The organism is Neptunicoccus sediminis (assembly GCF_001719615.1).
GTDB lineage: Bacteria > Pseudomonadota > Alphaproteobacteria > Rhodobacterales > Rhodobacteraceae > Amylibacter > Amylibacter sediminis.
The window spans coordinates 1-4587 of sequence record NZ_MDVX01000049.1 but is presented as its reverse complement, the minus strand read 5'-3'; the positions used below and the strand labels follow the sequence as shown (position 1 = coordinate 4587).

At 61.9% G+C, this 4587-nt stretch carries 5 protein-coding genes; 3 read left to right on the top strand and 2 right to left on the bottom strand.

The genetic code is table 11. The annotated features are described in order from the left end of the window. Positions 1–564: HupE/UreJ family protein (locus tag BFV97_RS17895; protein ID WP_069301726.1), on the bottom strand; the 564-nt coding region annotated here is incomplete at its 3' end. Between the two features lie 493 nt (positions 565–1057). On the opposite strand from BFV97_RS17895, the gene BFV97_RS17890 reads away from it, so the two are divergent. Both BFV97_RS17890 and BFV97_RS17885 read left to right on the top strand, forming a co-directional pair. Then, the gene (locus BFV97_RS17890; protein ID WP_007120627.1) at positions 1058–1318 is read left to right on the top strand and encodes a metal-sensing transcriptional repressor; all 261 of its coding nucleotides are present in this window, start codon (positions 1058–1060) and stop codon (positions 1316–1318) included. An 8-nt stretch (positions 1319–1326) separates the two neighbouring features. After that, positions 1327–2646: an MFS transporter gene (locus BFV97_RS17885; RefSeq protein WP_069301725.1), complete on the top strand. Its 1320-nt coding sequence runs from the start codon at positions 1327–1329 to the stop codon at positions 2644–2646. Positions 2647–2818: 172 nt separating this feature from the next. Here the strand turns inward: BFV97_RS17885 and BFV97_RS17880 are convergent, their stop codons facing one another. After that, positions 2819–3886, bottom strand: coding sequence for a hypothetical protein (locus BFV97_RS17880; RefSeq protein WP_069301724.1), 1068 nt, complete (start codon positions 3884–3886; stop codon positions 2819–2821). A 227-nt stretch (positions 3887–4113) separates the two neighbouring features. Here BFV97_RS17880 and BFV97_RS17875 point away from each other — a divergent pair. Then, the coding region (locus BFV97_RS17875; RefSeq protein WP_172827941.1) for a recombinase family protein at positions 4114–4587 on the top strand (474 nt) is incomplete at its 3' end.

The following is a 4587-nucleotide window of genomic DNA, read 5'->3' as shown; positions in this document are numbered from 1 at the left end:
GACGCCCACGTTGAACGCCAGAAGATTGGCCAGCAGCCCGTCCGAAGCGATTTCATAGTCTAGGATTTTCGTGGCCAGGCCTGTGCCGTGGAAAAAGCCGAAGATCAACGTTGCGGCCTTGGTGTTCGGCTGGAACCCAAACCAGCGCTGATACGCCCCGAGATTATCGAGCGCCTTGTAGACGACCGAAAGGCCGATGATCGCGTCTATGATGTAGGCGTTGATGCCCCAGCCGAACCAGACACCGGCCAGCATCGTGGCCGAGTGCCCGAGGGCGAAGAGGCTGACATAGATGCCGACATCCTTCATCTTGTAGAGGAAGAAGACGACGCCGAGCAGGAACAGGATGTGGTCATATCCCGTGACCATGTGTTTGGCACCGAGATACATGAAGGGGATGATGTTCACCCCCCAGATTTCCTGGATATAGCCTGCGTCACCTTCTGTGACGGCATGGGCAAGAGCGTTGCCCGCACTCAGGACGAGCGCCGAAAGGGCAATGAAGGACAGGATCACGATCCGGCGTATGCCGGGATCGGTCCAGCCCCGGTGGACTGTATTCATGGATTTAACTCCGCATATAGGTTGATAATCGAATGCAGCGCGCTGTTGGCGCGCAGTCGATCAGACGCGCGGAGGTCGTTCGATTTGGTATGTCTGTAAGGTGTTAGACGTGGCCGAACTCAACGGCCATGCGGCTCTGTAAATATCGAGCGGGTGCGGCGATCGGTCTGGGCCAGGCACGACCGCCTGACTGTGATCATGATCGACGCTGTCATGGCTATGTCCATGCATGGCCCAGGCGAGGTCTTCTTCCAGTCCATGCGAATGACCGTGCTCAGCAACCATTTTTGCGTGCTCTTGAAGGACGCCGAAGACTGAGGGCGCGTGCGAGGTTGCGGGCACCACAGACCAGAGGAGTACGGCCAAACATAAGAGTGTCGCAAACGCGGCGTTTACAACTGTCCTCAAGGTATCCATAGTTTCTGCCCGTCTCTAGCGTGGTGCGTCGTGGCACCATCTTGTTCTATCCTCCCGGGGGGGATAGAACTACTTTATGACAAAACATCCAGTCCATGCAACCCATCCCGCCCTTGTCGCCCGGCTGAAACGCGCTGACGGTCATTTGCGCGCCGTGATCGAAATGATCGAGGCGGGCAAACCCTGTCTGGAGATTGCTCAGCAGATGCAAGCGGTCGAAAAGGCCGTGACGAACGCCAAGCGTGCGCTGATCCATGATCACATGGACCATTGTATCGACGTTGAAAGTTCTGAAACTGATCGCGCCGAGTTGCGGGCGATCGCCCGATATCTCTGAGGCTGACCATGCTCGATATTCTCTCCGACCGCACTTATCGGCACCTGTTTCTGGCACAGGTCGTAGCCCTTCTGGGTACCGGACTCGCCACAGTCGCACTCGGCCTGCTCGCCTTTGATCTTTCGGGCGACGGGGCGGCGCTGGTCCTCGGCACAGTCTTCACCATCAAGATGGTTGCTTATGTGGGCATCGCGCCCATTGCAGGGGCTTTCGCAGACCGCGTGCCGCGCCGCGCGCTTCTGGTGACGCTCGATCTGGTGCGTGCGGGTGTCGCGCTCGCACTGCCCTTCGTGACCGAGGTCTGGCAGGTCTACGTCCTGATCTTCCTTCTTCAATCGGCTTCCGCCGCCTTCACGCCGACCTTTCAGGCGACGATCCCGGACGTTCTGCCCGAAGAGGCGCGCTATACCCGCGCGCTGTCGCTGTCGCGGCTGGCCTACGATCTGGAAAACATCGTCAGCCCGACGCTGGCGGCCCTTCTGCTCGCGGTGATGTCCTACAATTCGCTTTTCCTCGGCACGGTCCTCGGTTTCGCCGCATCGGCCCTTCTGGTTGTTTCGGTCGTGCTGCCCAGTCCCCGCCCATCCGAGCCGCGCGGTGTCTATGACCGCACTACGCGCGGCATCCGCATCTATCTGGCCACGCCCCGCTTGCGCGGGCTCTTGGCATTGAACCTCGCGGCGGCGGCGGCAGGTGCGATGGTGCTGGTCAATACCGTCGTTCTTGTGCGCGGCTCGCTCGGCCTTTCGGAAAGTGCTCTGGCCTGGACGATGTTCGCCTTCGGCGCAGGGTCGATGATCGCCGCGCTGGTTCTGCCGCGTGTTCTCGATGCGTTGCCGGACCGGCCCGTGATGTTCGGCGGAGCCGCGCTGATGGTGGCTACTCTGGTCGGTCTGGCGTTGACGGTCCTTGGAGCAGGCCTTGGCTGGTCCATCCTTCTAACAGCCTGGTTGCTGGTGGGGCTCGGATATTCCGCTGTCATCACCCCTTCTGGCCGACTGCTGCGCCGTTCCGCACACGCCGGGGACCGCCCGGCACTCTTCGCGGCGCAATTCGCGCTGTCCCACGCCTGCTGGCTTGTGACCTATCCGCTGTCGGGATGGCTGCTGACGGTCTATGGTGTCGTTCCCGCACTGATCGGACTGGCCCTCATCGCCGCCTTCGGAATGCTCGCAGCGCTGAAACTCTGGCCTTCCGGCGATCCCGTTGAGCTTGAGCACACCCACGATAATTTGCCACTCGACCATCCCCACCTAAGGGGACATCGCAGGCACAGCCATGCCTTGATCATTGACGAGAGCCATCCTCGCTGGGCCACGCATTTATAAGCCGCAGCAAGAGACGAAGACTGGACACGGGCGGTTCGTTTTTATCCATGCGGACATTCGTGCTTCGAGCAAAATTCATCAAAGTGGGCTCGATGCGCGAATTCTCTGCAAGTTTGGCGGACAGAAGCGTTGACTCTAACATAAACTGTCGCCCCCCGACAAAGAGCACGGCTTAAGTTGCGACCCTCCACATCCGATACCGCCCCTGCCCCGTCATCTCGTGGATCAGACCACGCGCTTCCATCCAAGCAAGGTTGCGCTGGACGGCAGCCCGGCTGGCGCCGATCAGGGCCTCGGCCATCGGAGCGGACACGAGCGGCCATTCGGTAAGTACCGCGCACAAGGCCGGGGGCGTGCGGCCGGAAAGCGGGCTCATCTCGGCTTCCGCCCTCGCCGACCATGCCTCGATATCATCGAGGTGACGCATTGCGGTCAGGCATGCGGTCTCCATCCCGTCAAGCCAACGAGACAGACGGTCAGCGGGCGAGCCGCCAGCACGCAGCCCCCCTGCCCCGCCCATGGCCAAAGGCGCGAAGAGCGCCCCCTTGCCGTCACTGGCCACGATCCGTGCGGCTGTGACCGCCGCTTCCATCCGGTCGCCGTGCTGCCCGAGGCCCGCGAGACTCCAGAGATGGAAGCCCATGCAAGCGCGCGTGATTGGGTGAAGATCGGCGGCTTGCGCCATGAGATCGAGCCAACCGCCCGCGCGATCCGCGAACGGTTCGGCTTCAACGCCGAGGTTCTCGGGGTCGCGGCGGTCGAGGAAGGCGGACAGGTCCACTTCCGGTCCAGGGCCGCCTGTAAGACGCCGCACTGCCCATCCGACACGCGCGAGCGCCGCGGTGTCGTCCTGCACGCCGGACAAGCGCATGGATTTCCAGAGCGCCAGCCGATCCGGGCCAATTCGGTCGCCTACAAACCAGCTGAGGTCTGCCGCCTCCATCAGCGCGAGCCTGTGCCGCCAACCTTTCGGGCCACGGCGCAGCCGGTCGTCCAGCGCGCCGATCCGGCCAGCCACGCGGGCAAGACGGGCGGCACTGCCCGCCTCTGCTTTCCGCCAATCGTCGAGGGCCTCGGCTTCACGCGGTTCGGCCCGTGGTCCGGGCGGCAAATAGTCCGGCTCCTCTTCCATCGGACCGGGCAGGAACCAAAGATCGTCCTCGGACGACTGGTCCACCTCCTCAGCGTCGCGGAAGAGAGGGTCCGATTCATCATGTAAGGCAGGTACTTGAGGCTTCATATTTGCAAAATACTGGCATTTTGCACTTTACCCAAGGGTTTTGTAAGGATGCATGCACACACCCTGTATAGCACGCGCGGGCGATGGTCGACGAGGGCTCTCTCATCGCACTCAGCCTATGGGAAACCAAGGGCTTTACGCTGAGCAGGGCCACAGAGAGCGCTCTTGCATCCGTTTGCAAACGGTCGTTTATTGGCGCTATATGAAACTGCAAAAAGACTGTTTTGATGCCATTGATAGGCTATGCGCGCGTATCCACAGAGGATCAAACCCCCCTGCCCCAGTCGCAGGCCCTGAAATCTGCGGGTTGCGCCGAAATCTATGAAGAGCACGCCTCAGGCGGCAATCGCGCGCGGCCGGTGCTTGGGCGTGTGCTCGAACGCATCCAGAGTGACGATACGCTGGTCGTCGTGAGGATCGACCGGCTTGCGCGGTCTCTGTCGCATCTGCTGGAAGTGATCGAGCGGCTGGAGGCCAGGGGTGCGTTCTTTCGCTCGATCCAGGACCCGATCGACACTGGATCCCCGCAGGGCAAGTTCACGCTGCAGGTCTTGGGCGCTGCGGCCGAGTTCGAGCGCGCCCTGATCCGGGAGCGCACCAAGGCCGGCCTCGCCAGTGCGCGCACAAAGGGCCGCGTGGGCGGAAACCCTGGACTGCGGGCCAAAGACCCTGCCGCTCTTCGCAAGGTGCGGCTAGCGCGA